This window comes from Paraburkholderia sp. BR14320 (assembly GCF_040948665.1).
In the GTDB taxonomy this organism is placed as follows: domain Bacteria; phylum Pseudomonadota; class Gammaproteobacteria; order Burkholderiales; family Burkholderiaceae; genus Paraburkholderia; species Paraburkholderia youngii.
The window spans coordinates 1-1,122 of the sequence record NZ_JBFPKG010000200.1 but is presented as its reverse complement, the minus strand read 5'-3'; the positions used below and the strand labels follow the sequence as shown (position 1 = coordinate 1,122).

At 64.6% G+C, this 1,122-nt stretch carries 1 protein-coding gene and 1 pseudogene; both read left to right on the top strand.

Going from position 1 to position 1,122, the window contains the following annotated elements:
* A pseudogene (locus tag AB3X89_RS39855) lies at positions 1–291 on the top strand (electron transfer flavoprotein subunit beta/FixA family protein); the annotation flags it as partial.
* A gap of 13 nt (positions 292–304) precedes the next feature.
* Positions 305–1,122: electron transfer flavoprotein subunit alpha/FixB family protein (locus AB3X89_RS39850; RefSeq protein ID WP_368588011.1), on the top strand; the 818-nt coding region annotated here is incomplete at its 3' end.

Here is a 1,122-nt window from a genome sequence, read left to right as displayed (position 1 = left end):
ACGGTGTCGCGCGAAGTGGATGGCGGCGCGGAAACGCTGTCGCTGACGCTGCCGGCCGTGGTCACGACCGATCTGCGCCTGAACGAGCCGCGCTACGTGACGCTGCCGAACATCATGAAGGCCAAGAAAAAGCCGCTCGAAACGGTGAAGCCCGAAGACCTCGGCGTGGATGTCACGCCGCGTCTGAAGACGCTGAAAGTCGCCGAGCCTCCGAAGCGCTCCGCCGGTGTGAAGGTGCCGGACGTGAAGACGCTGGTCGAGAAGCTGAAGAACGAAGCCAAGGTGCTGTGAGGAGACGCAAGAAATGACGAATCTGGTAATTGCAGAACACGACAATGCGTCGATCAAGGCCGCGACGCTGAATACGATCGCAGCGGCACAGAAGATCGGCGGTGAGATTCACGTGCTGGTCGCGGGGCATAACGCGCAGGCTGCTGCCGATGCCGCAGCGAAGATCGCCGGCGTCAGCAAGGTACTGCTCGCCGACGCGCCGCAACTCGAAGCGGGTCTCGCGGAAAACGTCGAAGCGACGGTGCTGACGCTTGTGCAGGATGCGGCCAGGAACTACACGCACATCCTCGCGCCGGCTACCGCCTACGGCAAGAACGTCGCGCCGCGGATCGCCGCGAAGCTCGACGTCGCGCAGATCAGCGACATCACGGCAGTGGACAGCGCCGACACGTTCGAGCGTCCTATATACGCGGGCAACGCGGTCGCAACGGTTCAATCTCAAGACCCGATCAAGGTGATCACGGTACGCTCGACCGGCTTCGACGCCGTCGTGGCCGAAGGCGGCAGCGCAGCGGTCGAGAAGATCGAAGCCGCAGCCGACGCAGGCATCTCGCAGTTCGTGAGCCGCGAAGTGACGAAGCTCGATCGGCCGGAACTGACGAGCGCGAAGATCATCGTGTCGGGTGGCCGGGGGCTCGGCAATGGCGAGAACTACACGAAGGTGCTCGAGCCGCTGGCCGACAAGCTCGGCGCGGCACTGGGCGCATCGCGCGCAGCCGTCGACGCGGGCTTCGTGCCGAACGACTATCAGGTCGGCCAGACCGGCAAGATCGTCGCGCCGCAACTGTACGTCGCGGTCGGCATCTCGGGTGCGATCCAGCATCTCGCCGG